Origin of the sequence: Rhodococcus sp. 27YEA6, assembly GCF_044908235.1 — a bacterium.
GTDB lineage: Bacteria > Actinomycetota > Actinomycetes > Mycobacteriales > Mycobacteriaceae > Rhodococcus_F > Rhodococcus_F qingshengii.
The window spans coordinates 407,983-433,846 of sequence record NZ_JBIYCY010000004.1; the positions used below are offsets into that span (position 1 = coordinate 407,983).

A 25,864-nucleotide genomic window follows, 5' to 3' on the forward strand; every position below is an offset into this window, starting at 1 on the left:
CCGTACCTTGCAGAGCGCTGCACTAATGCGCACTCAAACACCACGGATCGGTGCGAATTGTCGAAACCCGGCTTTCCCACTCCGGATTGTCGGCAAACGCGGCGTCGAGCACCGATTTCGCCTGTGCGCACCACGGGTATTCACTCGCCCAGTGCGCGACGTCGACCAGAGCCGGGCCACCGGCGCGTAGATGCTCGTCCGCGGGATGATGCCGCAGGTCCGCAGTGACGTAGACGTCGGCGCCCAGTGCCGCCACCACGTCGAGATACGAGTCGCCGGAACCGCCGCACACCGCCACGGTACGAACGGTCGCGTCTGGATCTCCGGCCGCGCGAACACCCCACTCGGTCGAGGGCAGTGAGCGCGCCACTCGCGCGGTGAATTCCCGCAAGGTTTCGGGGTGGTCGAGCTCACCCAACCGCCCCAGTCCGAGTGAACTGGGGAACGCTGCGAGTTCGAAGACATCGAAGGCCGGTTCCTCGTACGGATGGGAGGCACGCAATGCGCCCAGCACTGCGCTTCGCTTTCCGCGAGGGGCAATCACTTCCACACGATTCTCGCGAACCTGCTCCACAGCGCCGACGGTCCCGATCGTCGGATTCGCTCCGTCGGCGGGCAGGAACTGACCCGTACCGGTGACGGTCCAACTGCACTGGCTGTAGTCACCGATCCGCCCAGCCCCGGCCTCGAAAAGTGCATCCTGCACGGCCGATGCATTCTCCACCGGAACCATGACGACCCACTTGTCGAGCGGCTGCGTCGGCTTGGGTTCGATCGGGCGCAGCACGGTCAGGCCCAGAGCCTGCGCCAACGCGTCGGACACTCCGGGGTCGGCCGAGTCCGCATTGGTGTGCGCCGAGAACAGCGCGCACCCCGCCTTGATGAGCTTGTGAACCAACGCACCTTTGGGTGTGTGAGCACCGACGGTGTCCACCCCACGCAGCAGAAGTGGATGGTGAACGACCAGAAGGTCGGTACCGGAGGCGATGGCGTCGTCGACCACTGCCTCGGTCGGATCCACCGCGAAAACCACTCTCGTCACAGCGTCGGCCGGATCGCCGCAGACCAGGCCGACCGAGTCCCACGATTCCGCCAGGGCCGGCGGATAAGCGGATTCCAGCACGGCTATGACGTCCGCAAGAGTTGGGCCACTCACAAGATCTCCTTCATCGCTTCGATCAGTACCGCAACCTGCTCGGCTGGACGGACGGCCACGCGCAGCCGATCCGGGCCGAGTCCGGGAAAGGTGTCGCACCGGCGGACCGCGATTCCGCGGGCATGCAGGTGCTCTCGCATCGTGGCGCCGTCACGGACGTCGATGAGCACGAACGGCCCCGCAGCGGGTTCGTGCACGGCAATCCCGATCTCGGTCAGTCGCCGCGACATGTCTCGGCGGTCCACGGCAATCGCGTCGGCTTTGATCCTCGACTGCTCGACGGCAAACGGTTCGCAGCACGCCGTGATGGCCTCGATCTGCAGACTGCCCAATGGCCAGTGGGCTCGGCCGTGACTGAGTCGAGCCAGAAGATCGGGAGAGCCGATCGCGTATCCACACCGCAATCCGGCGAGCGCCCACGTCTTGGTCAGGCTCCGAAGGACCAGTACATCCGCCGACTCGACACCGGCGATGCTCTCCGTTTCGCCGGGGACCGCGTCGCCGAAGGCCTCGTCCACCACCAGGATCCGGCCCGGCTGACGCAATGCCAACACATCGGCCTTGGGGTGAAGCACGGATGTCGGGTTGGTCGGATTGCCCAGAACGACAAGGTCCGCGGATTCGGGTACCTGCGCGGTCCGAAGCTCGAAAGGCGGCTCCAGAATCACTTGAGTCACCGGCACACCGGCCTCTCGCAGTGCCAGTTCCGGCTCGGTGAACGACGGATGGATCAGCGCTGCCGAACGAGCGCCCAGGCGCGGCAGCATCGCGAATCCCTCGGCACCGCCCGAGAGCAACAACACCTCTTCGGGCCGGCGCCCGTGCCGCTGCGCGACCGTTTCGCGAGCCTTCAGTTCCGCTGCGGCCGACGGGTACGAACCAAGCGTCGCCAGCCTTGCGGCCAGCCGATCCCGCAACCACTTCGGCGGGCCGGAGCCTTGAACGTTGACGGCAAAATCGAGTAACCCGGGCTCCGCTTCGACATCGCCGTGATGTCGCAAGCTCTCCAGGTCAACCGTTCCGGTACTCACCCGGTCAGCCTACGGTCGAGCACCGTGCGCGGACATCACCCCTGCCGTCCGGGACAATGAGTGCCGTGACGACACCCCCGCTCGACCGCTTTCCCGTAGTTCTGTTCGATCTGGACGGCACCATCACCGATTCCGCTCCCGGCATTCACGGCGGCTTCCGACACGCGTTGGCAACTGTCGGCCATCCGGAGCCGACGGAATCGATGTTGGCATCGGTGATCGGCCCGCCGATGGTCGACACCTTCAGGTCACTCGGTATGGCCCCGGCGGACGTGGATCGGGCGATCGCCGCGTACATCGAGCGTTACGACGCGACCGGGTGGCAGGAGAACTCGGTGTACGAAGGCATGGACGTCGTCCTGGGTAAGGCTCGCGCGAGCGGAACCCGACTGGCCGTCGCCACCTCCAAGTCGGAGCGATTCGCCATTCGAATCCTCGAGCATTTCGGCCTGGCCGAGCACTTCGAGTTCATCGGCGGCGCGAGTGACGACGGAACTCGTCGGGCTAAACCCGATGTGATCGCGCATTCGCTGACCTCGCTCGGGATCACTCCCGTCCTCGCATCCGACGGCGGAACCCCCGACGTTCTCATGATCGGCGACCGTGATCACGACGTGCTCGGCGCCGCGAAGTACGGCATCCCCACCGTCGTCGTCGAATGGGGCTACGGTTCCGCCGAGGAAGCGCGGCAAGCGTTTCGCTCCGTATCGTCGGCATCCGAACTGGGAGGACTTCTCGATGGCCGCCACTGAACCACTCCACGTGACTGAACCACTTCATGTGACGTTTGTGTGCACCGGCAATATCTGCCGGTCACCGATGGCCGAAAAGATCTTGCTCGCGCATCTGGACCGTGAAGGCCTCGCCGACCGAGTCCGTGTCAGCAGTGCAGGTACCGAGGGGTTTCACACCGGTAGCGAGGCCGACGAGCGGACCAACGTCGTGCTCCGAGCGGCCGGATATCCGACGGGCCACAGCGCCGCGCAGGTCAATGCAGATCATCTCGCCGCCGATCTTGTCGTCGCCCTCGACACCGGGCACGAACGTGAGCTTGCTCATCTCGGCGTGCCCACCGAGCGTCGGCGCCTACTGCGATCGTTCGACCCCGAGGCGGACGGAGAATCGGTTCCGGACCCGTACTACGGGGATCAGGAGGACTTCGAACTGGTGCGAGACCAGATCGAAGCAGCCATTCCCGACATACTCGACTGGATCCGCGAGCGAGCCTGAACCCGGAGCAAAATTCACTCCCGTTCGGGCAACGGATACCGTGGACGTGTGCGAAGACTGAAATTCCTGTTGCGGCCCGGTTGGTTGGTACTGGCAGCTGTGGTCGGGCTCTTCGCCTACCTGTGCTTCACCGTGCTCGCCCCATGGCAACTCGGCAAGAACACAAAGACCGAGCACCGCAATGATCTGATCTCGAACTCGATCAACGCGGAGACCGTGCCGATCGGTGACGTCATCGCCGATTCGACGATCGCACCGGACGACGAATGGCGAAACATCACCGCGGCAGGCACCTATCTGCCCGACGCCGACATCCTCGTTCGACTGCAGTCCATCGAGGGCGCACCGTCGTACGAGATCCTGACGCCTTTCCTTCTCGACGACGGCCGCACGATCCTCGTCAATCGCGGATACGTTCGGCCGATCAACGGCGCCGAGGCACCGCCCATCGCCGCGCCGCCGACCGATCCGGTCACTCTCAACGGTCGCGTGCGTCTGTCGGAAGGCACCGCGCCCGGCCGAGTTCCGATGTTCGAGGACGGCGCGAAACAGGTCTACTCCATCGACGCACAACCTATCGGCGAGTTCATCGGAACGGACCTGATCGACGCGTACATCCAACTCGAACCCGACCAGCCCGGCGGCCTGGGGACGATCCCTCTCCCCCAACTCGATGCAGGCCCCTACCTCTCGTACGGGTTCCAGTGGCTGGCGTTCGGCATCATGGCGCCGCTCGGACTGGCCTACTTCATTCGCGCGGAGTGGCGCGAACGTCGCAAGGAGAAGGCAGCTCAAGCAGCTGTCGACGGTTTCGCAGCGGACGACGCCGCTACCGAGACGACCCCGGAAGCGCCGGTGTCCGCGCCTGCCTCATCCCCCGCCGAACCGGCTCGTACCTTCAGCCGTCGCAAGAAGCCGGAGCCGGAATCAGTGCCGCTGACGGCGCAGGAAGCCAAACTTGCCGATCGATACGGCAATACCCGCTGAAATACCCGCTGACACCACAACTGCACTGATCTGCACCGCCGACGAAAGCCTCGACGCGCGGCGCAGATCGTTCGGCGTCGGCACAGTCCCGCGGCCGAGGACGGGACGCATCTCCACCCCGTGCGCGTACTCGGTCCGACCACCCAACGAAATGCCCAACGCCCCTGCCGCCGACGCTTCCGCGACGCCCGCATTGGGGCTTGGATGAGCCGCTGCGTCGCGTTTCCACGCTGCCAGTGATTCCTGAACCGAGCCGCCTACCACCGGTGCACACGCAGCCGTCAGCGCACCTGTCAGCCGAGCGGGGACGATGTTGACCAGGTCGTCGAACCTCGCCGCAGCCCACCCGAATCTGCGGTATTTCTCGGAGCGGTAGCCGATCATCGCGTCGAGGGTGTTGGCGGCGCGGTAGACGAACAGACCCGGCACGCCCGCAATTGCACCCCAGAACATTGCACCGACGCTTGCATCCGAGGTGTTTTCGGCGACCGACTCCAGCGCTGCACGCGTGAGGCCCTCCTCGCCCAGCACCGAGGGATCGCGTCCACACAGTGAAGGGAGAAGCTCGCGCGCTTTCGTCAGGTCACCATCGACCTGTGACGCCTCCAATCGAGCGGCCATATCGATGCCGGTGCGTGCAAGCGACGTCCCGCCGAGCACAGCCCAGGTAGCCATCGCTGTCGTACCCGTGACGGCCACCCAACCGGCCCGGCGCGACGCTGCTTCGGCTGCGAGCCCAAGTCCAGCGGTGCCGGCCAAGAGCACAGCGACATGAAGTGTTCCGGCCGCGCGCGAGTCCCGGTAGGACATCTTCTGCAGCGCGATAGCCGCGGTTCCGAAGCCGGCAACCGGATGGAACCGCCCCGGATCGGCGAAGACCCGATCCGCGACGAATCCGAGGAGAAGCCCGGCAGCTCGCGCGTTGAATCGAGATCGGGACGAGCGAACCGAAATGTGCACGAGCGTAGTTTTAGCAGCCACGCTCGTTCTCTGGCCAACCGTCACGTATCTGCCCGAGCTGAGCACTACCTGCCCCAGTCGATCGTCAGATAGATCAAGCGGTGCATTCGGTTGATTTCCCAGACACGGGCAATCCCGGTCGCCAGTGCGTCGCTCTGGGAACGAACCCGGATCGTCTGCCCCGCGAACAACGCAACACTGAGACTGGGCATCTCGGCGATGTGTATGTGCGGACGGGTGGGATGCACGCGCGTCGGGTCGACGGCTACTTCGATCACAGAACTGGACATGCGTCCAGAATGGCGTATTGCGGACAATTCGTTGTCGAAAATGAAAAACCCCGATCTGCATCGACATGCAGATCGGGGTTTGAATTCTTCGGTGGGCGCGGAGGGTTTCGAACCCCCGACCGCTGGTGTGTAAAACCAGAGCTCTACCACTGAGCTACACGCCCGAACTCCCGGTGAGACCCTCACCGGGAGTGCTCTAAGACTCTAGCGCGGCAAGCGCGTTTGCCCAAAGTCCGTGGTCACGGGCTTCTCCGGGGCCGTTCATCTCGGCAAAACGAATGATTCCGTCTTTGTCGATGACAAAGGTGCCACGATTCGCGAAGCCCAACTTGTCGTTGAACACCTCGTACTTCTGAGCGACCTCACCGTGCGGCCAGAAGTCCGACAGCAAGGGAAATGTGTATCCCTGCTCGGCCGACCAGATCTTGTGAGTCGGCGAAGCACCGACAGAAATCGCGAGAATGGCGGTGTCGTCGTTCTCGAACTTCGGAAGCTCGTCACGGACCTTGCAGAGTTCCCCCTGACAAGTCCCGGTGAAGGCCAACGGATAGAAGACCAGCAGAACGTTCTTCTTACCGCGGAAATCTGCGAGCGAAACTTCCTGGTTGTTCTGGTCCTTCAAGGTGAAATCCGGTGCCTGGGCACCAACTTCGAGAGGCATGTGCGATTCCTTGGGAAAGTGCGGAAAGGACCGGGTCAGCGCTTGTTGGCCGGACGAGCCTTCGGCTGAACCAGTCGACTTCCCGACCAGTCACCGAGGTTGGCTGCCGATGTCTGCGTCAGGCCGGCAGTCGGCGCCGATTCGGCGATCTCGCTGGGCTCGACGTGTCCGTCGAGACCGGTCTTGGGAGTGAGAACCCACACGAAGCCTTCGTCGGCGAGGGGCCCGATGGCATCCATGAGGGCGTCCACCAGGTCACCGTCCTCGTCGCGCCACCACAGCAGCACGACGTCGATGACCTCGTCGGAATCCTCGTCGAGCATTTCCCCGCCGATGGTTTCCTCAACCGCGGCACGAATGCCGTCGTCGGTATCCTCATCCCAGCCCAGTTCCTGCACCACCATGTCAGTGGTAATCCCGAGTTTCTGAGCGTAGTTCTGGGCATCCGCCGCGGCGACCACGGTGGGGTCCTCCTTTTGTTGATGGTGTGTGGCGACCCCGCACACCTACCGTTTGACGATCAATTAGGGAAAGCGAACATGGTCTGAGGCGTTAGCGCAAGCCGACCACGCCGAAAACTTTCACCAAAGATCGTCTTCTGACACACGGCGAACCTTACGCCTGCGGATTACCGCAGGTCACAGGGATCCACATTCATCGAAGATCGACTTGCGAATCGAATTGCTCGTATCGCTGATCGAATTGATTTCATCGGCCGAATGATCACTCTCGATCACGACAGCAGATGAACGTAGGTTCGCGGCCAATTCGGCGAACAGTCCGGAAAGTTGCGTCGGAAGTTCACTCGAGACCGAGTCGAACCACGAGGCCGTCTCCCTTGCCGAGGAAGCAGCAGCGCTTGCTTCGGCTCTCAGGTCGGTCTCACCATGATTTCCGGCGTCGACGTAGGCATTGAACGCAACCACGTCGTTTTTCGATCGAGAGACCGCTTCCTCACAGATCGCGAACGCCGCATCTGCCGCATCTGCCGCCGCTTTCGACGAGGACGCGGCGGCCATCGAAATACTCACCTCGGATTGGTATGCAGCCACGTGCGCTTCATTGGGTACTGCCGATCCGGTCACCGCCGCCGAACATCCCACGATCACCGACAGTCCCACTGCGATCGATCCGACCGAGACCCACGCCCCGACCCTGCCGTAATTGATTTCTTTGTTTATTTTTTCCCACCCCTTCATACGTTCCGATCGATCCCCCAAGCCTGTGACTACGGGGAACCATCACACCCCTGCGTCACGCCGAAAAACGCTACCCGAGAGTAACCAGAGGCGAGGTGTGCCGGACCGACCGGGATGGTGAAAGATGAGGTACGCGCCATATTCACGATGGAAGTGCGTCGGACCTAACAAGGCCTCGATCACCTATGTAAGGACGCCCCACCACGCGTCCCCAAACCAATGAGGAGCACACGTTGTCTGACCTGATCCAGGGTCCCGCGTCCGGGCAGAACGCCGATTCCGGCGCCGCCGGCGAGTCGGGTTCGCCCGCGTCGAATACGCCGGGGGGAACCGACGGTCGCGTTCGCGTCATTCGCGAAGGTGTTGCGTCGTACCTGCCGGACATCGATCCGGACGAGACCACCGAATGGCTCGAATCATTCGACGGACTTCTGGATCGATCCGGACCCACGCGTGCCCGCTACCTCATGCTCCGCATGCTCGAACGCGCCGGCGAGAAGCACGTCGCACTCCCCGCGCTCACTTCGACCGACTACGTCAACACGATTCCGACCGAAAACGAGCCGTGGTTCCCCGGTGACGAAGAGGTCGAGCGCCGCTATCGCGCCTGGATCCGTTGGAACGCCGCGATCATGGTCCACCGCGCTCAGCGACCGGGCGTCGGCGTCGGCGGTCACATCTCCACCTACGCATCCTCGGCAGCGTTGTACGAGGTCGGCTTCAACCACTTCTTCCGCGGCAAGGACCACCCGGGCGGTGGCGACCACATCTTCATCCAGGGTCACGCCTCCCCCGGCATCTACGCACGCGCCTTCCTCGAGGGCCGCATCCCCGCGGAACAGCTCGACGGATTCCGCCAGGAGAAGTCCCACGCCGACTTCGGCGGCGCACTGCCGTCCTACCCGCACCCGCGGCTGCTTCCCGACTTCTGGGAGTTCCCGACGGTCTCGATGGGCCTCGGCCCGATGAACGCCATCTACCAGGCCCGGTTCAACCACTACCTCAACGACCGCGGCATCAAGGACACCACCGATCAGCACGTGTGGGCGTTCCTCGGCGACGGCGAAATGGACGAGCCCGAGTCACGCGGCCTCGCTCACGTCGCGGCAACCGAAGGCCTCGACAACCTCACGTTCGTGGTGAACTGCAACCTCCAACGCCTCGACGGCCCGGTCCGCGGCAACGGAAAGATCATCCAGGAACTGGAATCGTTCTTCCGCGGTGCCGGCTGGAACGTCATCAAGGTCGTCTGGGGTCGCGAGTGGGATGCGCTGCTGCACGCCGATCGCGACGGCGCACTGGTCAACCTGATGAACGTGACGCCGGACGGTGACTACCAGACGTACAAGGCCAACGACGGCGCGTTCGTACGCGATCACTTCTTCGGACGTGACCCCCGCACCAAGGAACTGGTCAAGGACCTCACAGACCAGGAAATCTGGAACCTCAAGCGCGGTGGCCACGACTACCGCAAGGTCCACGCCGCCTACGCAGCGGCCATGGCACACAAGGGCCAGCCGACGGTCATCCTGGCGCACACCATCAAGGGCTACACCCTCGGTAAGCACTTCGAGGGCCGCAACGCCACGCACCAGATGAAGAAGCTGACGCTGGACGATCTCAAGGCGTTCCGCGACATGCAGCACATCCCGATCTCGGACGCCGAGCTCGAGAAGGATCCGTACCTGCCTCCGTACTACCACCCGGGCGCCGACGCACCCGAGATCAAGTACATGCTCGACCGTCGTAAAGCACTGGGCGGGTTCCTGCCTTCCCGCAACACCGACGCTGCTCCGCTCAAGCTCCCCGAGGACAAGACGTACGACGTCATCCGCAAGGGTTCGGGCAAGCAGGAAGTCGCCACCACCATGGCGATCGTGCGCATCCTCAAGGAACTGTTGCGCGACAAGGAAATCGGCAAGCGCATCGTGCCGATCATCCCGGACGAGGCTCGCACGTTCGGTATGGACTCGTGGTTCCCGTCGCTGAAGATCTACAACCGCAACGGGCAGCTCTACACGTCCGTCGACGCCGAACTCATGCTCGCCTACAAGGAGAGCCCGATCGGCCAGATCCTGCACGAGGGCATCAACGAGGCCGGTTCGACGGCTTCGTTCACCGCAGTCGGCACGTCGTACGCCACCCACGGTGAACCGATGATTCCGCTGTACATCTTCTACTCGATGTTCGGTTTCCAGCGCACCGGCGACGGCCTGTGGGCGGCTGCCGACCAGATGGCTCGGGGATTCGTTCTCGGCGCCACCGCCGGTCGTACAACTCTGACCGGTGAAGGTCTTCAGCACGCCGACGGACACTCGCTGCTCCTGGCATCCACCAACCCCGCAGCTGTCACGTACGACGCCGCGTTCTCGTACGAGTTGGCGCACATCGTCAAGGACGGCTTGCGCCGCATGTACGGCGGCACCGAGGGCGTCGACGGTTTCGGTGGCGAGAACATCTTCTACTACCTGACCATCTACAACGAGCCGTACGTTCAGCCGGCCGAGCCCGAAGGTCTCGACGTCGAGGGCTTGCTCAAGGGCATCTACCTCTACAAGACGTCCGAAGCATCGGGCCCGAAGGCACAGATCCTCGTCTCCGGTGTCGCTATGCCCGAGGGGCTGCGCGCGCAGAAGCTGCTCGCCGACGAATGGGGCGTCTCGGCCGACGTCTGGTCGGTCACGTCCTGGGGTGAGCTGCGCCGCGAAGGCGTCGAATGCGAACGTCAGGCGCTGCTCAATCCGTCCGAGGATGCTCCGGTTCCCTTCGTCACCACGGCGTTGTCGTCGGCCCAAGGCCCTGTCGTCGCGGCTTCGGACTGGATGCGGGCGGTCTCGGACCAGATCCGTCAGTGGGTTCCCGGCGACTACACCACGCTCGGTACGGACGGGTTCGGGTTCTCCGACACACGCACTGCAGCGCGTCGCTACTTCAACGTCGATGCCGAGTCCATCGTCGTTGCCGTGTTGATCGGTTTGGCGAAGGAAGGATCGATCGAGCGGTCGAAGGCCGTCGAAGCAGCGAGCCGATACCGCATCGACGACGTGAATGCTGCTCCCGAGCAGACCGGGGACACCGGTAGCGCCTAAGTCGTAGGGCAACAGTCCCAGCGATCGAAAACAGACCTACGCCCATCGCCGCGGGTGTCATCTCGACATCCGCTGCGGTGATGGGCGTAGGTTTTTCTCATGCCCGAACCTGATCCCGAGAAACCCGAAGAGGGCGTACGCCGCACTCGACCTCAGTCGTCCGGGTTGCAGGCTGTACTCGCCCGCCGTCGTCAGGTTCGCGATCCACTTCCAGAAGCCTTGCTCCGCCGCGTCAAACAGTTCTCCGGCCGGCTCTCCACCGAGGCCGTGACCGTGATGGAGGAGCAGCTTCCGTTCTTCGACAGTCTCGACGCTTCGCAACGCGCCGACGTTCAACTGTTGGTGCAGACGTCGGTGGTGAATTTCCTGGAATGGCTGCGGCAACTCGACTCGGAGATCAGCTTCGGATACGAGTCGTTTCCGGTCATCCCTCAGGATCTTGCTCGACAGCTCACGCTGCGCCAGACCGTCGACATGGTCCGGGTGGCGATGGAGTTCTTCGAGAAATGGCTGCCGGCTCTCGCCCGCAACGATCAGCAGCTGATCGCGCTGACAGAAGCCGTCCTGCGCTACGGGCGTGAACTCGGTTTCGCAGCAGCGACGGTGTACGCAAGCGCTGCCGAGTCGCGGGGTGCCCTGGACACGCGACTGGAAGCGCTCGTCGTCGACGCCGTCGTGCAGGGAGACACCGGCTCGGACATGCTCTCTCGCGCCGCCACCTTGAACTGGGATGCCACGGCTCCGGCCACCGTCATCGTCGGGTCTCCCCCGCCGGACGAGCGGGTCTCGGTTGCCGGCACCGTCCACGCGACTGCCGCCGCGCACGGGCGCGCTGTTCTCGCCGTGGTGCAGGGTCCGCGACTGGTGATGATCGTCAGCGGGGAACTGAGTAGCAAGACGGAAGGCAGCCAATTCCTTCAAGACCTGCTCATGAGTTTCGCCGACGAGCCGGTGGTGATCGGCCCGACGACACCCTCGTTGAGCGCAGCGCACTTCAGTGCGTCCGAAGCGCTGGCGGGAATCAAGGCTGTTGCCGGGTGGCGCGGCGCACCTCGTCCCGTTTTCGCGACTGAACTGCTCCCGGAACGGGCACTACTGGGAGACGCCGCTGCCGTGAAGGCTCTTCGCGATTTCCTCGTCGCACCTTTAGCTGAATCCGGCACAGTCTTGACCGATACTTTAGACAGTTATCTCGACTGTGGAGGTGCGGTTGAGACTTGTGCACGTCTTCTGTTTGTTCATCCAAATACCGTTCGGTACCGCTTGAAGCGAATCGCCGAAGTTACCGGCCGGGATCCAACGAATCCACGCGACGCGTATGTACTACGGATCGCCGCTACCGTGGGCCGATTGACACAAATCGATCTCAAATCGAACAATTCGGTTACTTCAGTCACATCTTTAACATCCGGACAAACAAACCTGTAACCCCTGAGCGTCCAATTTCGATGGCCGAGCGCGACGTGGGATTTTGTGGGAACCCTACAAAACACTTCGCCAGAGTTCATCGCGACCGACATCTCGCAGGTCGCTCGCGGCGGTGTTCTCTTAATAAGTGATTTCGTTGCTCGCCCCGGGACAGGGCTCTCAGACACCCGGCATGCTCAGCCCCTGGCTGGCACTGCCCGGAGCACAAGACCGCCTCGAAGTGTGGTCGAAGGCAGCCGGCCTGGACCTCGTCCGACTCGGCACGACCGCGACCGCCGAAGAAATCACCGACACCTCGGTAACCCAGCCCCTCGTCGTTGCCGCTGCTCTGCTGGCATACGAGGAAATCGAATCACGTGGGCTCCTCGGCGCCGACGTCATCGCTGCCGGCCATTCGGTGGGTGAACTTGCCGCTGCTGCGGTCGCCGGTGTTATCTCCGCTGACGACGCGGTCGCGCTTGCCGCCCTCCGTGGCGCCGAGATGGCCAAGGCTTGTTCGCTCGAGCCCACGGGCATGTCAGCCGTTCTCGGTGGAGACGAAGCCGAAGTGCTCGCACGAATCGAAGAACTCGGGCTGGAAGCAGCCAACCGCAATGCGGCCGGCCAGATCGTGGCGGCCGGACTGCTCACCGCGCTCGAAGAACTCGCAGCAAACGCACCCGAAAAGGCCCGAGTCCGCGCACTACCCGTCGCCGGAGCTTTCCACACCCGCTTCATGGCGCCGGCGCAGGACGCCGTCGCAGCTGCTGCCGCCAAGATCACCCCTTCCGATCCGACGCGCACGCTGCTTTCCAACTCGGATGGCGCACCCGTCTCCTCGGGCGCCGACGCCCTCACCAAGCTTGCCGCGCAGGTAACCCGCCCCGTTCGTTGGGACCTCTGCTCCGCGTCGTTGCGGGCAGCAGAAGTCAGCGCGATCGTGGAACTCCCGCCGGCCGGAACCCTCGTCGGAATTGCCAAGCGTGAAATGCGTGGCACACCGACGGTGGCCCTCAAGAACCCGGAGGATATCTCCGCACTGTCCGAGCTGACCTAAGCTCGGACGCCCACCCGGCCGATCAGCCCGAACGGCGGCCGGACGTTTCACCCCACCTCAATCGATCAAGAAGGGAGCCACACCAGTGGCCCACACTCAGGAAGAAATCATCGCGGAACTCGGCCAGATCGTGGAGGAGGTCACCGGTATCGAGCCTTCCGAGGTCACCGTTGACAAGTCCTTCGTGGACGACCTCGATATCGACTCCCTGTCCATGGTCGAGATCGCCGTTCAGACCGAAGACAAGTACGGCGTGAAGGTCCCCGACGAGGATCTCGCAGGCCTGCGCACCGTCGGCGACATCGTCGCGTACATCCAGAAGCTCGAAGCCGAAGGCGCCGAAGCCAAGAACGCAGAGTGAGCCGACCGTGACTTCCGCTTCTACCCGCAAAGGGAAATTCCCCGACATCGTCGTCACGAGCCTCGCGACGTCGACCTCGGTGGCTGGTGATGTGGATGGCACGTGGAAGGCGCTCCTCGCCGGCGAAAGCGGCATCGGAATCCTCGATGACCCGTTCATCGACGAGTTCGACCTTCCCATTCGCATCGGCGGGCACCTGAAGGTTTCACCGGACGAGGGCTTGTCCCGCGTCGAAATTCGACGGATGAGCTGGGTGGAACGCCTTGCCCTCACGTTGAGTCGCACGGTCTGGAGCAACGCCGGCAGCCCTGAAGTCGATCAGGACCGCCTGGCCGTTGTCATCGGCACCGGACTCGGCGGCGGCGACACGCTCATCGACGCCGTCGACAAGCTCCGTGGCGGCGGATACCGCAAGGTGTCCCCGTTCTCGGTACAGATGGTCATGCCCAACGGACCGGCCGCAACGGTCGGACTCGAACTCGGGGCCCGCGGTGGCGTCATCACTCCGGTGTCGGCATGTTCATCAGGTTCCGAGGCAATTGCTCACGCTCACCGCATGCTTGTCATGGGTGACGCGGACATGGTTGTGGCTGGTGGAGTCGAGAGCTTCATCGACGCCGTTCCGATCGCGAGCTTCGCCATGATGCGTGCGATGAGCACCAACAACGACAATCCGGCCGCAGCTTCACGTCCTTTCGACAAGGACCGCGACGGATTTGTCTTCGGCGAAGCCGGCGCCTTGATGATCCTCGAAACCGAGGAGCACGCAAAGGCACGCGGGGCAACGATTCACGCCCGCCTGCTTGGTTCCGGAATCACTTCGGACGGGTACCACATCGTGGCACCGCATCCGGAAGGCCTGGGCGCGGCGCGAGCCATGACCCGAGCAATCGAGATGGCCGGACTGACGAAGTCCGACATCAAGCACATCAACGCCCACGCCACTGCGACGCCGATCGGTGACATCGCAGAGGCAAAGGCAATCAACGCAGCGGTCGGCAATCACGCTGCGGTGTACGGCCCGAAATCCGCGCTGGGACACTCGATCGGCGCTGTCGGCGCCCTCGAATCAGTCCTCACGGTTCTGGCAGTGCGTGACGGGATCATCCCGCCCACGCTCAATGTTGACAGCCAGGATCCAGAAATCGATCTCGATGTCGTCAAGGGTGAACCCCGAACCGGCTCTTTCGATTTCGCACTGAACAACTCGTTCGGTTTCGGTGGGCACAATGTCGCGCTCGCCTTCGGTCGGGCCTAGCCCGAACCGCGGTTTGCACCTGTCCGCGGGTGTCGTTGCAACACAACGTCACCCGCGGACAACACCGACCTTTCGTTCCACCCAAGGCTCGTACTGAAGGAGGACGCGATGACCATCCTGGCCCCCGTGACAAAGTCCGAATCATCGACAGACCCGCGCGATCCTCTTGCGCGCCTGGAAAATCTGTTCGACCCCGGCACAACAGTGCCGCTCCACGCCCGTGACAAGTCCGGTGTGCTCGCCGCGTCCGGAAACATCGACGGCGTCCGCACCATCGCATACTGCTCCGACGCCACTGTCATGGGTGGCGCCATGGGCGTCGACGGTTGCAAACACCTCGTCAAAGCCATCGATACCGCCATCGAGGAAGAGTCCCCGATCGTGGGCCTCTGGCACTCCGGTGGCGCGCGTCTGGCTGAAGGCGTCGAGGCGCTCCACGCCGTCGGACTGGTCTTCGAGGCCATGGTCCGCGCGTCGGGTCTCATACCTCAAATTTCCGTCGTGCTCGGCTTTGCCGCTGGCGGAGCCGCGTATGGTCCAGCCCTCACCGATGTCGTGATCATGGCGCCGGAAGGCCGAGTGTTCGTCACCGGGCCAGACGTAGTTCGTAGTGTCACCGGCGAACAGGTCGACATGGTGTCACTCGGCGGTCCGGACACACACACCAAGAAGTCGGGTGTCGCGCACATCGCCGCACACGACGAGGCCGACGCATTGCACCGCGCGCGCCGCCTGGTCTCGATGATGTGCGAGCAGGGCGAATTCGATCAGCGGGCAGCGGAACTCGGCGACAGCGATCTGCGCGCCATGATGCCTGCCTCCGCGAAACGCGCGTACGACGTTCGTCCGATCGTTCACGAAATGCTCGACAACGTCGAAGGCGAGTCGAGTTTCGAAGAACTGCAAGGCAATTACGCTCGGAGCATCGTCACCGGTTTCGGCCGGATGGCCGGACGCACCGTTGGCGTCATTGCGAACAACCCACTGCGACTCGGGGGGTGCCTGAACTCCGAAAGTGCAGAGAAGGCCGCTCGATTCGTGCGACTGTGCAACGCATTTGGCGTGCCGCTCGTGGTCGTCGTCGATGTTCCCGGGTATTTGCCGGGCGTCTCGATGGAGTGGGAAGGCGTTGTCCGACGCGGAGCGAAGTTACTTCACGCCTTCGCCGAGGCAACGGTCCCCCGCGTCACCGTCGTCACTCGAAAGATCTACGGCGGCGCCTACATCGCGATGAACTCGCGAGCACTGGGAGCCACGGCCGTATTCGCTTGGCCCAACTCCGAAGTAGCCGTGATGGGTGCGAAGGCTGCTGTCGGCATCCTGCACAAGCGGGCCCTCGCAGCTGCACCGGACGACGAGCGTGAAGCATTGCACGACCGACTCGCTGCCGAGCACGAGGCAATCGCGGGCGGCGTCGACCGCGCGGTCGAAATCGGCGTCGTCGACGAGGAAATCGACCCGGCGAAGACTCGCAGCATCGTGACCGCTGCCCTCGCGTCTGCACCATCTGTCCGCGCGCGGCACAAGAACATTCCGCTCTGACAACCCTGGACAGCAAGGTGGGCCTCGCCGATACGGCGGGGCCCACCTTTGTCATTCAAGTCTTTGTCGTTCAAGCCGCGAGAGCACTCCGGGTTCAGGATGGACCTCGGTCAGCTGACACGCCTTCGCAGCCATGTCACTTCGGCACCTTCGCCTGAACTCCGGAAGGGTTCGAGTTCCTCGTCCCACGGTGTACCTATCGCCCGATCGATTTCCGCGGCGATGTCTCCACCGGAATTCATGATGGACCGCAGTTTCATCTCCCCTACGACGACATCACCGTTCGCACTGGTGGATCCGCGCCACAGGCCCAGACCGGGCACATGGCTGTACCGTTCGCCGTCGACGCCATGACTCGGGTCCTCGGTGACCTCGAACCGCAACATCGGCCACGCGCGTAGCGAGTCGACCAGGCGGGCACAGGTTCCGACGGGACCCGTCCAGTCCGTCGTCGCACGCAGAAGCCCGTCGTAGGCAGGCTGTGAGGTCCATCTGAGCTTGGCAGGGCTGTCCAACGTGGCGGACAAAGCCCAATCCACGTGCGGGCACAGCGCCGCGGGCGACGAGTGGATGTAAACCACACCAGTCGTCACGTCCGCGAATTGATTCATTTCGCGCACTCGAGCCTCCTGCTTCGACGAGGGACGTCTTCCCCAACGACCTCTGTCGAGTTCGTGCAGCACGCTCGATTGAACAGTGTGCCTTGTGTTACCCGTGTTGCGCCAGTGGAAGGAGAGAAATTTGTGCTCTACCGCGAAACTTCACCGACCACGCCATCCGACAATTCGGTCCACAAAGGCTTGGCCCAATCACCGAAATCGCGATCGGTAAGCACGACGCACGCAGTATCGATCGTGGGATCGACCCACAGGAACGTCCCGGACTGGCCGAAATGACCGAAGGTAGCGGCCGAGTTCTCGAGACCCGTCCAATGCGGACGCTTGTCGCCCCGAATTTCGAATCCGAGCCCCCAGTCGTTGGGGCGCTGAGAGCCGTAACCCGGAAGAATTCCGTTGAGCCCCGGGAACTGCACAGTTGTCGCCTCTGCGAACGTCTGCGCCGAGACCAGAGTCGGCGAGAGCAGTTCAGCCGCGAACTTGGCCAAGTCGTCTGCCGATGCCTGCGCACCGTGACCGGCCGGACCGACAAGAGCCGCGCTGGTCATCGCCAACGGCGCGAACACCGCCTCGGCCAGATAGTCGGCAAATTCGATCTCGGTCTCCCGGGAAACCAACTCGGCAAGCACCTCGAACCCCGCACTCGAGTAAATCCGCTTCGACGCCACCGGCGCCTGAACAACACGTTCGGCGAATGCCAATCCCGAAGCATGTGCGAGGAGATGACGAACGGTCGACCCCTCAGGCCCGGCCGGCCCATCCAACTCGACCGCCCCCTCCTCCACTGCCACGAGAATCGCGTAGGCGCACAACAATTTTGTCACCGAAGCCAGGGGGAAAACATGCGCCTGGTCGCCACTGAAACCACGAATGCGGTCGCCCTCACCGGGATTCTTTCCGGAGAGGACGACCGCTGCCGCATTGTCGACCGGCCACTGCTGGATTACGTCGAGACTGTGAGTACTGGGCACCCGATCAGACTACTGGCACAAGGGTTGCGCTTCCGATCACCAGTCAGCTTCGGTGTAGCGGATGACGCCGCGGATGTTCTTGCCATCCAACATGTCCTGGTAGCCGTCGTTCACGCCTTCGAGCGTGTAGGTCCGAGTCACCATGTCGTCGAGGTTCAGCTTGCCTGCCTTGTACATCGCGAGGAGGTTCGGCACGTCCTGGCGAGCGTTGCCACCGCCGAAAATGTTGCCCTGAAGGTCCTTCTGAAGCATCGCCATCAGGAACAGGTTCAGCTTCACATCCATGTCCGTCAGGTGCCCCATTGCGGTGACGACACAACGGCCGGCCTTTGCCGTCAGAATCATCGCTTCTTCGACGTACTCACCCCTCATTTCGCCGACGGTGATGATCGTCTTCTGTGCCATGCGGCCATACGTAGCGTCGATGATCGGCTGAATGGCAGCGGCAGCGCTTTCGAAAGCGTGCGTTGCGCCGAACTTCAGAGCCTGCTCACGCTTCCACGGCACGGGGTCGATGGCAAAGATGTACCGGGCGCCCGATGCAACTGCACCCTGTAGCGCACTGATACCGACGCCGCCGACACCCATGATCACAACGTCTTCGCCGGGCTTCACATCGGCGATGTGGGTTGCCGATCCCCAACCGGTCGGGACGCCGCAACCGACGAGTGCGGCAACCTCGAACGGAATATCCTTGTCGATCTTCACCACTGACGACTGGTTCACGACCATGTAGGGCGAGAACGTCCCTAGCAGGCACATCGGGATCACGTTTTCGCCGCGAGCCTGGATCCGGTAAGTGCCGTCACTGATGGCCTGGCCGCTGAGGAGGCCCATCCCGAGGTCACACAGGTTCTGATGACCGGCCGAACACGCCGGACAGGTTCCACAAGCCGGAATGAAGGACAGAACGACGTGGTCGCCGACCTCCAGACCCTTGACCTCCGGGCCGAGCTTGGTGATGACGCCCGAACCCTCGTGCCCACCCATGACGGGGAACGACGGCATCGGGGTCGCGCCGGTGACGATGTGGTGATCGGAGTGGCACATTCCGGCCGCTTCCATGCGAATCTGAACTTCGCCGGCTACCGGCTCACCGATCTCGATCTCCTCGACGGACCACTTTTCATTGAGGCCCCACAGGATTGCACCCTTGGTCTTCACGTCACTTCACCCTTTCATTCGCACACCCGCATCTATCTCTGTGACCATAGCCACAAATCTGCGAAATTGGAACGTGTTCTAACGAAAGATTTTGCACTGCAGGTCAGACGTCCAAATGACCTGGCACAACCGGCGCGGCAACAACGGAATAATGACCCACTGAGTGGGACAGGCCACACGGGCACCCGAAAGTAGAGCCGCCCCGAAAGCACGCAACCATTCGACTCCACCCCCACCAATCGGTCGGACACAGAGCAGCGGGTCTGAAACAGACCTGGGCATGTTCTGGTGCATCTGAGGTTCGTCCTCAGGTTTTGAAGGTGGTGTTCGCCGGCCGCGGTTGCTGGCCGGGGTCGATCGAGGGTGGTGGGATGAACCAGGGTTTGTTGTCGACACCGATCCGAATCGCCCACTTCCCGACGAACCCTGATTTCCGGTGCATCAACCGGTGGTGCGAACGGCACAGCCGGACAAGGTTGTTCATCACCGTCGGGCCACCGTTGGCCCAGTGCCGGATATGGTGCGCATCCGTCCAGGCAGGCACACATGAACACCCCGGGAACGCGCAGCCCCTGTCTCGGGCGATCAACGCCACTCGCTGTTCGGGGGTGACCAATCGTTTTCCGGGTTTCGCATCGAGCGGTGCGCCGTGATCGTCGAGCAGAACCGTGGACAGGAAACAATCACACCCGAGAAGCCTGGTCTGCGACACCGACAGCGGTCCGAGCCAGGGCATGTGCCCGACATCGAGATCCGATACAGCCATTCCGTCATCAGCAGTGGAGGGTGTCGCGGCGCAGTCCCGATGCTCAGCGAGATCCCGAGCGTTGATGTGCACGTTCACGTGCGGGCGTTGACCACCGTCTGTGCCTGTTTTGGCGCAGTCCAGGTAACGGCGGATCAGTTCGGTGAACCCGTCCGCAGTGCGTTTCGCCGCCGACCGAGAATCCGGGGTTCCATCCGGAGCGGGGGTCGGCATCGTCAGATTCGACAACGCCGACAACAACATTTCACCGGTCAGGGCGTCGAAATCCCCACGCACCACCACCCGACCATTGAGCGTCGACGCGATCCGCAACTCGTTGAGATCGACATCCTCGGCGGGCGGAATCTCATCCGACTCGAACAACCGCTCCAACGTCGCGATCACGTTCCGCACCTTCGTCGTCGTCGCCCCCACACCCGACGCAGCAGCCAACAACAAATCGATACAGCGAGGTAGCGCCTCCTCCGGCATGCCTTTCGGTGGTGATTCACAGAACGCCACGATCAACACGGCATGCTCGAACGAGCAATCCCCGCCATCGAACCGAGCCGCCACCGCCGGAAACGGCCGCAAAGCCGCACCCAACGCGGCGATCTTCTTCCCGTCCCGAACCTGCAGCATCGTGTTCGCCGCCACCCACGCACCCACCCCGCGGCTGGCAATCACCTGATCATCCGGGCGCAACGACAACTCGTCCACCACCGCCACACGCACAGCCTCGAGACGCAGAATCTCCGCACTCGACGACACCGCAGCCTCACGCAACTCAGCAGCAGACAACTGCCACAACCGTCCGCGTAACCCCACCGCAGAACCAGACACCACATCCGACAACAAGACACTCATTGAATCCCCCGATCCCCTCCCCAAAGGATACTCGAACACCCGTTCGAGTCAAGAGGGTTTATCGAATCAATCCACCGAGCGTCCCGGAACCACCAGACCGCATTGATAGGCCAGAACCACCAACTGTGCGCGGTCACGGACATCAAGTTTTGCCATCGCCCGGTTCACGTGTGTTTTTGCCGTGACAGCGCTGATCACCAACTCCGCGGCGATCTCGTCGTTGGACATCCCCATAGCAACGAGAGCTACCACCTCGAGTTCACGCGGCGTCAATTGACCGAAGATCCCAGAAGTCGAGTCTGCCCGCGACGGGATGGAAAGGAATCGAGTAATCAACGCACTGGTCGCAATCGGCGACAACAACGAGTTGCCACCTGCGACCGTCCGAACAGCATCCAGCAGATCTTCAGCCCGGATCCCTTTGCCGATAAAGCCGCTGGCACCCGCCCGGATCGCCTGTGCCACATGCTCATCCACCTCGAATGTCGTCAGGATCAACACGTGTACGTCGGACAAATCCGGATGATCGGCGATCATGGCGGTTGCTTCGACACCGCTGGTGCCCGGCATTCGAATATCCATGAGTACAACGTCAGGTCGGTGTTCGAGCGCTGCCTGGAATGCCTGCTCTCCGTCCGCCGCCTCGGCGACCACCTCCATGTCGTCTTCAGAACCGATGAGCAGTGCAAGCGTTTGCCGAAAGAGCGCCTGATCGTCCGCCACTACCACCCGAACAGTCACAGCGATTCCCCACGCAGAGAACCGCTCGACACTGGCACAAGCGGAAGTTGCGCGTCCACACGAAATCCCCCGTCCGCGCGGAATCCTGCTGACACTTCGCCTCCCATTGCCTGAGCCCTCTCTTTCATTCCGAGCAGACCGTACCCGGGTGGCGACGTCGAAGGCACTGCTGTTCCGGAGTTTTCGACTGTCAGCACCAGAACCTCAGCTTCGTACGACAACGACACGGTGACGGCTCCTGGCAGCGCATGCTTGCTCGCATTCACGAGTGCCTCCTGGATAATTCGATACGCCGTGAGATCTACTGCGGGTCCGAGTGGGCGCACAGAACCCACAGTGCGCACCTCGATTTCCATTCCTGCACTGACGAATTGATCCACCAGTGCCGGTAGATCCGAAAGCCCCGGAGCCGGCTTCATCGAGCGATCGCCGTCCTGCGCATCACGGAGGACACCAACGGTGGCCCGAATCTCGTCCAGTGCGGCCTTGGATGTTTCTTCCACTCCGCGTAGTGCAGTCGTCGCTTTCTCCGGGTCTTTCCCGATCAGGTGCGACGCGACCCCAACTTGCAGATTGACCAATGCAATGTGGTGCGCGACGACGTCGTGCAGGTCTCGCGCTATCCGCATCCTTTCTTCGACGACCCGGTGTCGAGCCTCGTCCTCGCGCATCCTTTCCGCTTGCACCGCACGCTCTTCGACGGACTCCAGATATGCACGGCGAGAACGGACCTCAGCGCCGGCGAAGCTCGCCATCAGCAACCAAGACAACAACCCCAGCGCTTCCTGTAGGAGGTTGTTTCCTACTCCGAGGAAAATCGTGACAAGCATCAGCGATCCGACTGTGATTGCCGCTGCGAAAAAGGTCTTCCGGCGGTCACTCGTGCTGGCAATGTAATAGAGGCATACCATCGCCGCCGAACCTGTGCCGGCATTCGGCGGCGCTGACAGTGCAATCATCAAAACGCCGAGAAGCACTGCCACCGCGAGTGCCGAGAACGGATAGCGCCTTCGGAACACGATGGTTGCGGCTGCAATAGCTGTCACGACAACTCCCACAACCGTGACCTCGCGGGTCTCATTGCCGTCGAGCGCGATGCGGTGCGCCGTCCACGTGGCAAGGAGCACGAGGATGGTCAGTGCCAGGTCGATGGTGCGCGGGTGTTCCGCACACCATCGACCCCACGTCGAAGTCGAGGTCATCGATCTACCGTATCCGGGTCACACCGACAACTTGTCGTTCGCGGGCTCAGTGGAATCCTTCGAATCTGCGAGCAGCGCAGTCAACTGCTCCCCCTCGACATCGACGTTCGGGACCAACCGGTCCAGCCATGAGGGGAACCACCATGCCTTCGAGCCCAACAGGGACATGACGGCCGGTACGACGGTCATACGAATCACGAAGGCGTCGAACAGAACCGCGAACGAGAGTCCGAGTCCAATCTGCATGATGAAGGCGTCGCCGCCGAAGATGAAGCCCGCGAAAACGGCGATCATGATCAGCGCCGCGGCCGTGACGACTCGCGCGCCCTGGTCGAAGCCCTTCACGACTGCTTCATCCGGTCCGTCACCGTGGACGAACGCTTCACGCATTCTGGTCACCAGGAACACCTGGTAGTCCATCGCCAACCCGAAGACGATGCCGATCATGAAGATGGGCAACATCGCCACAACTGATCCGGTTTGACCTTCGATTCCGAGAATGCCTGCGAACCAACCCCACTGGAAGATTGCGACCAGCACACCGAACGTCGCACCGATCGAGAGCAGAAATCCGAGAGTTGCCTTGAGCGGTACCAAGATCGAGCGGAACACCAGCATCAAAAGAATGAAGGCGAGGCCGACGACCAATGCGAGGTAGGGAACGAGGGCATCAGCCAGGCGGTCCGAGACGTCGATCGTCAACGCTGTCTGACCGGTGACCGACATCGTGGCCCCGGTCTCGTCGGTCAGTGATCCGGCGACCTCACGTATATCTGCGACGAGCGCCTTTGTTGCCTCGGTTTCGGGGCCGCTCGAGGGAACCACCGTGATGACTGCTGTATCGCCGGCCTGATTGAGTGCTGGCGGCGTCACTGCCGCTACGTCGGGCAGAGCACCGAGCTTTTCCTGGGCGCCGCTCAATGCCGCTGCCGGATCTGCGGCGTCGGCAACGTCGACGACCACCATGAGCGGGCCGCTGAACCCGGCACCGAACCCCTCGGATAGTCGGTCGGTAGCCCTGGCGGCAGTTGTGTCGGGCACTGGTGGGCTCGCCAAACTCAGGTTGATTCCGAAGGTGGGGATCGCCAGCAATCCCAGCCCGAGGACTGACGCGAGCAAAACCGGAACTCGACGCCGGATCACGAACTTGGCCCATCGCGAGCCCGCCCCCTCCGACTGTTTCCGGTGTGTCAGTTCACCGCCGGACGCCAGCAGTCGACGATCAGACCGACTCATGACGCGCGACCCTGCAAATCCGAGTGTGGCGGGCAGCAGCGTCAGTGAAATCACCACTGCAACAGCAACTGCGAATGCTGCAGCCAGACCCATGCTCGTCAGGAACGGGATGTTCACGACGAACAGTCCTGCCAATGCGATGAGCACCGTCAACCCCGCGAACACTACGGCCGAACCCGCAGTCCCCGCTGCGCGGCCCGCAGCAATTTCTGGATCATGTCCGTCACGTAGTTCGGAGCGGTAGCGCGAGACGATGAAGAGCGAATAGTCGATCGCCACGGCGAGCCCCAGCATCATTGCCAGGACGGTTGTGCTCGAACCTAATTCGATGAAACCAGTTGCGATAGTGATCGTGCAGATCGCGATGCCGATGCCGATCAACGCGCTGATCAAGGGAAGCCCTGCTGCCACCAACGAACCGAAAGTGACCGTCAGGACCACAGCGGCGATCGCGACGCCGATCACTTCGCCCATCGATTCGGCGCTGCTTTCCATCAGCACGTTGCCGGCGACATCGATCGCCAGTCCCGAACCCGCAGCGTCGTGAACGGCGGACTCGAGCAGTTCTTTCGAGCTGTCCGGCAAGTCGATCGAGTCGGCGGTATAGGAGACCTGCATGTATCCGATCGTCCCAGTCGGCGACACTCCGCCGGAGGCATATGGATCCGATACCGCTGCAACCTCGGGGTCCTTCCCGAGCGCAGAGACCAAGTCACTGACGGATTGTCGAATCGCCGGATCGGTGAGCGTCGTGCCCGCCGGAGATTCGAAGACGATGCGAGCACTGGCTCCATCGGTGGACGACTGCGGAAATCTTTCAGCCAGAAGATCTTGCGCCGCTTGTGATTCGGTGCCCGGAATCGACAACGTATTGACGGTCGGACCGGACAGCGTTGCTGCGCCTACTCCGCCCGCCACCAGCAGGACGACCCAGAAGCCCACCATTGCCCAACGGCGCCGAAACGCGAGTCGCGAGAGTTTGTACAGGAATATCGACATGCGTGTCACTGTGCCGATACACGACCCCGTCGCACATCGTGCACAGGTAGGCAGTTCGACGTACTGCGCTCGCAGTAGGGCGGTGGTCCCCAGTGCTAGACGGGCCGGCCCAACTCCCTTGACCACGGCGGATCCGCCCCGGGACGTGACACGGTGACGGCTGCCGCGCGTGCGGCAAAGGTCAACGCGGCCGACCAATCTGCCTCGGTGAACGCACGCACAACAGCGACGTCGAGTGCGTCGTGACGATCAAGGTAGGCCAACAGGGCTCCGTGAACGGTATCGCCCGCACCGATCGTGTCCGCGACGTCGACCGCGGGCGCCGGCACCGAAACATCGAGTTCCTCGGTGATCAACCGCAACCCGTCACCACCACGGGTGAGCAGGACGGCGCCGACGCCTTCGTGGAGCCACTCGGCGCCGTCGACCGAACCCAACCACTTCGCGTCGTCGTCGCTCACTTTGAGAATATCGATGGCGGGCAACCACGAACGAAACCGTCGTCGATACGCGTCCGGGTCGGAGATCACCGCCGGACGAATGTTGGGGTCGACCATGGTGAGTCGACCGCGGGCGTGGGCTTCGTGCAGCAAAGCTTCGTAGGCAGAGGCCCCGGGCTCGAGCACCAGCGACAGCGTTCCGAACGAGAATGCCCGGGCAGAGGGAAGTTTCGGCAGCGCGAACTGTCGATCTGCCGTTCCCTCGAGGTAGAAGGAATACCGCGCACCACCGTCCGCTGCAAGGTTCACGACGGCCAGAGTTGTCGGCTCGGGCCCACGTTCGACTCCGGTTGTGTCGACATTGGACGCGGCCAGCGAGTCGATCATCCGATCTCCGAAGGCGTCGGTGGACAAGCGAGAGACGAATCCCACGTCGGATCCGAGTCGGCCCAATGCAACCGCAACGTTGAACGGTCCACCGCCCAACTTGGGCGAGAAGTTCTCCCCCACCGGAACCAGATCAACCAGTCCCTCACCACACACCACGACGGATCGTTCGCGTGTATCACTCATCGGTAGACCCTAACCTTCTCACCAGTCGAAGATGGATGTGACCTGCTCGGCACGAACGAGTTCGGGTGCCGAGCAGGTCAC

24 protein-coding genes and 1 tRNA gene are annotated in these 25,864 nt (G+C 62.7%); 9 read left to right on the forward strand and 16 right to left on the reverse strand.

Annotated elements, in window-relative coordinates; translation table 11 throughout:
* Positions 1-22: 22 nt before the first annotated feature.
* Entirely contained in the window at positions 23-1,156 is a 1,134-nt protein-coding gene (locus tag ABH939_RS14525; RefSeq protein WP_322002251.1) for a Nif3-like dinuclear metal center hexameric protein, read from the reverse strand.
* Positions 1,153-2,187: an Rv2231c family pyridoxal phosphate-dependent protein CobC gene (gene cobC, locus ABH939_RS14530; RefSeq protein ID WP_378504714.1), complete on the reverse strand. Its 1,035-nt coding sequence runs from the start codon at positions 2,185-2,187 to the stop codon at positions 1,153-1,155. Before cobC ends, ABH939_RS14525 begins: the two co-directional genes overlap by 4 nt.
* 56 nt (positions 2,188-2,243) lie before the next feature.
* On the opposite strand from cobC, the gene ABH939_RS14535 reads away from it, so the two are divergent.
* Genes ABH939_RS14535 through ABH939_RS14545 form a run of 3 tightly spaced genes read left to right on the forward strand, consistent with a single transcriptional unit; the run spans position 2,244 to position 4,404 of the window.
* Entirely contained in the window at positions 2,244-2,939 is a 696-nt protein-coding gene (locus ABH939_RS14535; protein ID WP_373936742.1) for an HAD hydrolase-like protein, read from the forward strand.
* Positions 2,926-3,417, forward strand: a complete 492-nt coding sequence (locus tag ABH939_RS14540; protein ID WP_007735468.1) for a low molecular weight protein-tyrosine-phosphatase — start codon at positions 2,926-2,928, stop codon at positions 3,415-3,417. The genes ABH939_RS14535 and ABH939_RS14540 overlap by 14 nt, the downstream gene beginning before the upstream one ends.
* A gap of 48 nt (positions 3,418-3,465) precedes the next feature.
* A complete protein-coding gene (locus tag ABH939_RS14545) occupies positions 3,466-4,404 on the forward strand; it encodes an SURF1 family protein (protein ID WP_204856013.1) in 939 nt (312 codons plus the stop codon).
* Here the strand turns inward: ABH939_RS14545 and ABH939_RS14550 are convergent.
* The 6 genes from ABH939_RS14550 to ABH939_RS14575 form a co-directional block, all read right to left on the reverse strand.
* Positions 4,345-5,364, reverse strand: coding sequence for a cobalamin biosynthesis protein (locus tag ABH939_RS14550; protein WP_404649758.1), 1,020 nt, complete (start codon positions 5,362-5,364; stop codon positions 4,345-4,347). The genes ABH939_RS14545 and ABH939_RS14550 overlap by 60 nt on opposite strands.
* Positions 5,365-5,429: 65 nt before the next feature.
* Positions 5,430-5,654, reverse strand: coding sequence for a hypothetical protein (locus ABH939_RS14555; protein ID WP_064689136.1), 225 nt, complete (start codon positions 5,652-5,654; stop codon positions 5,430-5,432).
* A 92-nt stretch (positions 5,655-5,746) separates the two neighbouring features.
* Positions 5,747-5,818 (reverse strand) — tRNA-Val (locus ABH939_RS14560).
* Between the two features lie 32 nt (positions 5,819-5,850).
* On the reverse strand, positions 5,851-6,315 hold the full coding sequence (locus tag ABH939_RS14565; RefSeq protein WP_003941619.1) for a peroxiredoxin: 465 nt from the start codon (positions 6,313-6,315) through the stop codon (positions 5,851-5,853).
* 35 nt (positions 6,316-6,350) lie between these two features.
* The gene (locus tag ABH939_RS14570) at positions 6,351-6,776 is read right to left on the reverse strand and encodes a DUF3052 domain-containing protein (protein WP_003941575.1); all 426 of its coding nucleotides are present in this window, start codon (positions 6,774-6,776) and stop codon (positions 6,351-6,353) included.
* A 177-nt stretch (positions 6,777-6,953) separates the two neighbouring features.
* The gene (locus ABH939_RS14575; protein WP_228401081.1) at positions 6,954-7,514 is read right to left on the reverse strand and encodes a hypothetical protein; all 561 of its coding nucleotides are present in this window, start codon (positions 7,512-7,514) and stop codon (positions 6,954-6,956) included.
* 233 nt (positions 7,515-7,747) lie between these two features.
* On the opposite strand from ABH939_RS14575, the gene aceE reads away from it, so the two are divergent.
* The 6 genes from aceE (at position 7,748) to ABH939_RS14605 (ending at position 16,228) form a co-directional block, all read left to right on the forward strand.
* On the forward strand, positions 7,748-10,603 hold the full coding sequence (aceE, locus tag ABH939_RS14580) for a pyruvate dehydrogenase (acetyl-transferring), homodimeric type (protein WP_042445740.1): 2,856 nt from the start codon (positions 7,748-7,750) through the stop codon (positions 10,601-10,603).
* 99 nt (positions 10,604-10,702) lie between these two features.
* A complete protein-coding gene (locus tag ABH939_RS14585) occupies positions 10,703-12,031 on the forward strand; it encodes a CdaR family transcriptional regulator (RefSeq protein ID WP_003941635.1) in 1,329 nt (442 codons plus the stop codon).
* Positions 12,032-12,158: 127 nt separating this feature from the next.
* On the forward strand, positions 12,159-13,067 hold the full coding sequence (locus ABH939_RS14590) for an ACP S-malonyltransferase (protein ID WP_082845760.1): 909 nt from the start codon (positions 12,159-12,161) through the stop codon (positions 13,065-13,067).
* 85 nt (positions 13,068-13,152) lie between these two features.
* A complete protein-coding gene (acpM, locus tag ABH939_RS14595) occupies positions 13,153-13,428 on the forward strand; it encodes a meromycolate extension acyl carrier protein AcpM (RefSeq protein ID WP_003941649.1) in 276 nt (91 codons plus the stop codon).
* Between the two features lie 7 nt (positions 13,429-13,435).
* Complete coding sequence (locus ABH939_RS14600) at positions 13,436-14,686, forward strand: KasA/KasB family beta-ketoacyl-ACP synthase (RefSeq protein ID WP_003941591.1); 1,251 nt, start codon at positions 13,436-13,438, stop codon at positions 14,684-14,686.
* Between the two features lie 108 nt (positions 14,687-14,794).
* Entirely contained in the window at positions 14,795-16,228 is a 1,434-nt protein-coding gene (locus ABH939_RS14605) for an acyl-CoA carboxylase subunit beta (protein ID WP_003941597.1), read from the forward strand.
* Between the two features lie 110 nt (positions 16,229-16,338).
* Here the strand turns inward: ABH939_RS14605 and ABH939_RS14610 are convergent, their stop codons facing one another.
* From ABH939_RS14610 to ABH939_RS14645, 8 genes are all read right to left on the reverse strand, one after another.
* Positions 16,339-16,848, reverse strand: coding sequence for a DUF3145 domain-containing protein (locus ABH939_RS14610; protein ID WP_042445731.1), 510 nt, complete (start codon positions 16,846-16,848; stop codon positions 16,339-16,341).
* Between the two features lie 128 nt (positions 16,849-16,976).
* A complete protein-coding gene (locus ABH939_RS14615) occupies positions 16,977-17,816 on the reverse strand; it encodes a serine hydrolase (protein ID WP_007735479.1) in 840 nt (279 codons plus the stop codon).
* Positions 17,817-17,852: 36 nt separating this feature from the next.
* A complete protein-coding gene (locus ABH939_RS14620; RefSeq protein ID WP_007735481.1) occupies positions 17,853-18,980 on the reverse strand; it encodes an NDMA-dependent alcohol dehydrogenase in 1,128 nt (375 codons plus the stop codon).
* Between the two features lie 307 nt (positions 18,981-19,287).
* On the reverse strand, positions 19,288-20,592 hold the full coding sequence (locus tag ABH939_RS14625) for a DUF222 domain-containing protein (RefSeq protein ID WP_404649739.1): 1,305 nt from the start codon (positions 20,590-20,592) through the stop codon (positions 19,288-19,290).
* A gap of 66 nt (positions 20,593-20,658) precedes the next feature.
* Positions 20,659-21,333, reverse strand: a complete 675-nt coding sequence (locus tag ABH939_RS14630) for a response regulator transcription factor (protein ID WP_063316181.1) — start codon at positions 21,331-21,333, stop codon at positions 20,659-20,661.
* Positions 21,330-22,535, reverse strand: a complete 1,206-nt coding sequence (locus tag ABH939_RS14635) for a sensor histidine kinase (protein ID WP_003941588.1) — start codon at positions 22,533-22,535, stop codon at positions 21,330-21,332. Before ABH939_RS14635 ends, ABH939_RS14630 begins: the two co-directional genes overlap by 4 nt.
* 18 nt (positions 22,536-22,553) lie before the next feature.
* Entirely contained in the window at positions 22,554-24,770 is a 2,217-nt protein-coding gene (locus ABH939_RS14640) for an MMPL family transporter (RefSeq protein ID WP_404649740.1), read from the reverse strand.
* A 95-nt stretch (positions 24,771-24,865) separates the two neighbouring features.
* Positions 24,866-25,783: a carbohydrate kinase gene (locus tag ABH939_RS14645; RefSeq protein ID WP_030536579.1), complete on the reverse strand. Its 918-nt coding sequence runs from the start codon at positions 25,781-25,783 to the stop codon at positions 24,866-24,868.
* Between the last annotated feature and the right edge of the window lie 81 nt (positions 25,784-25,864).

Coding starts and splice junctions, on each gene's coding strand:
- ABH939_RS14535 (WP_373936742.1), top strand. CDS start 2,244: ATGAGTGCCGTGACGACACCCCCGCTCGACCGCTTTCCCGTAGTTCTG.
- ABH939_RS14565 (WP_003941619.1), bottom strand. CDS start 6,315: ATGCCTCTCGAAGTTGGTGCCCAGGCACCGGATTTCACCTTGAAGGAC.
- ABH939_RS14625 (WP_404649739.1), bottom strand. CDS start 20,592: ATGAGTGTCTTGTTGTCGGATGTGGTGTCTGGTTCTGCGGTGGGGTTA.
- ABH939_RS14640 (WP_404649740.1), bottom strand. CDS start 24,770: ATGTCGATATTCCTGTACAAACTCTCGCGACTCGCGTTTCGGCGCCGT.
- ABH939_RS14635 (WP_003941588.1), bottom strand. CDS start 22,535: ATGACCTCGACTTCGACGTGGGGTCGATGGTGTGCGGAACACCCGCGC.
- ABH939_RS14575 (WP_228401081.1), bottom strand. CDS start 7,514: ATGAAGGGGTGGGAAAAAATAAACAAAGAAATCAATTACGGCAGGGTC.
- ABH939_RS14540 (WP_007735468.1), top strand. CDS start 2,926: ATGGCCGCCACTGAACCACTCCACGTGACTGAACCACTTCATGTGACG.
- ABH939_RS14605 (WP_003941597.1), top strand. CDS start 14,795: ATGACCATCCTGGCCCCCGTGACAAAGTCCGAATCATCGACAGACCCG.
- ABH939_RS14555 (WP_064689136.1), bottom strand. CDS start 5,654: ATGTCCAGTTCTGTGATCGAAGTAGCCGTCGACCCGACGCGCGTGCAT.
- ABH939_RS14585 (WP_003941635.1), top strand. CDS start 10,703: ATGCCCGAACCTGATCCCGAGAAACCCGAAGAGGGCGTACGCCGCACT.
- ABH939_RS14645 (WP_030536579.1), bottom strand. CDS start 25,783: ATGAGTGATACACGCGAACGATCCGTCGTGGTGTGTGGTGAGGGACTG.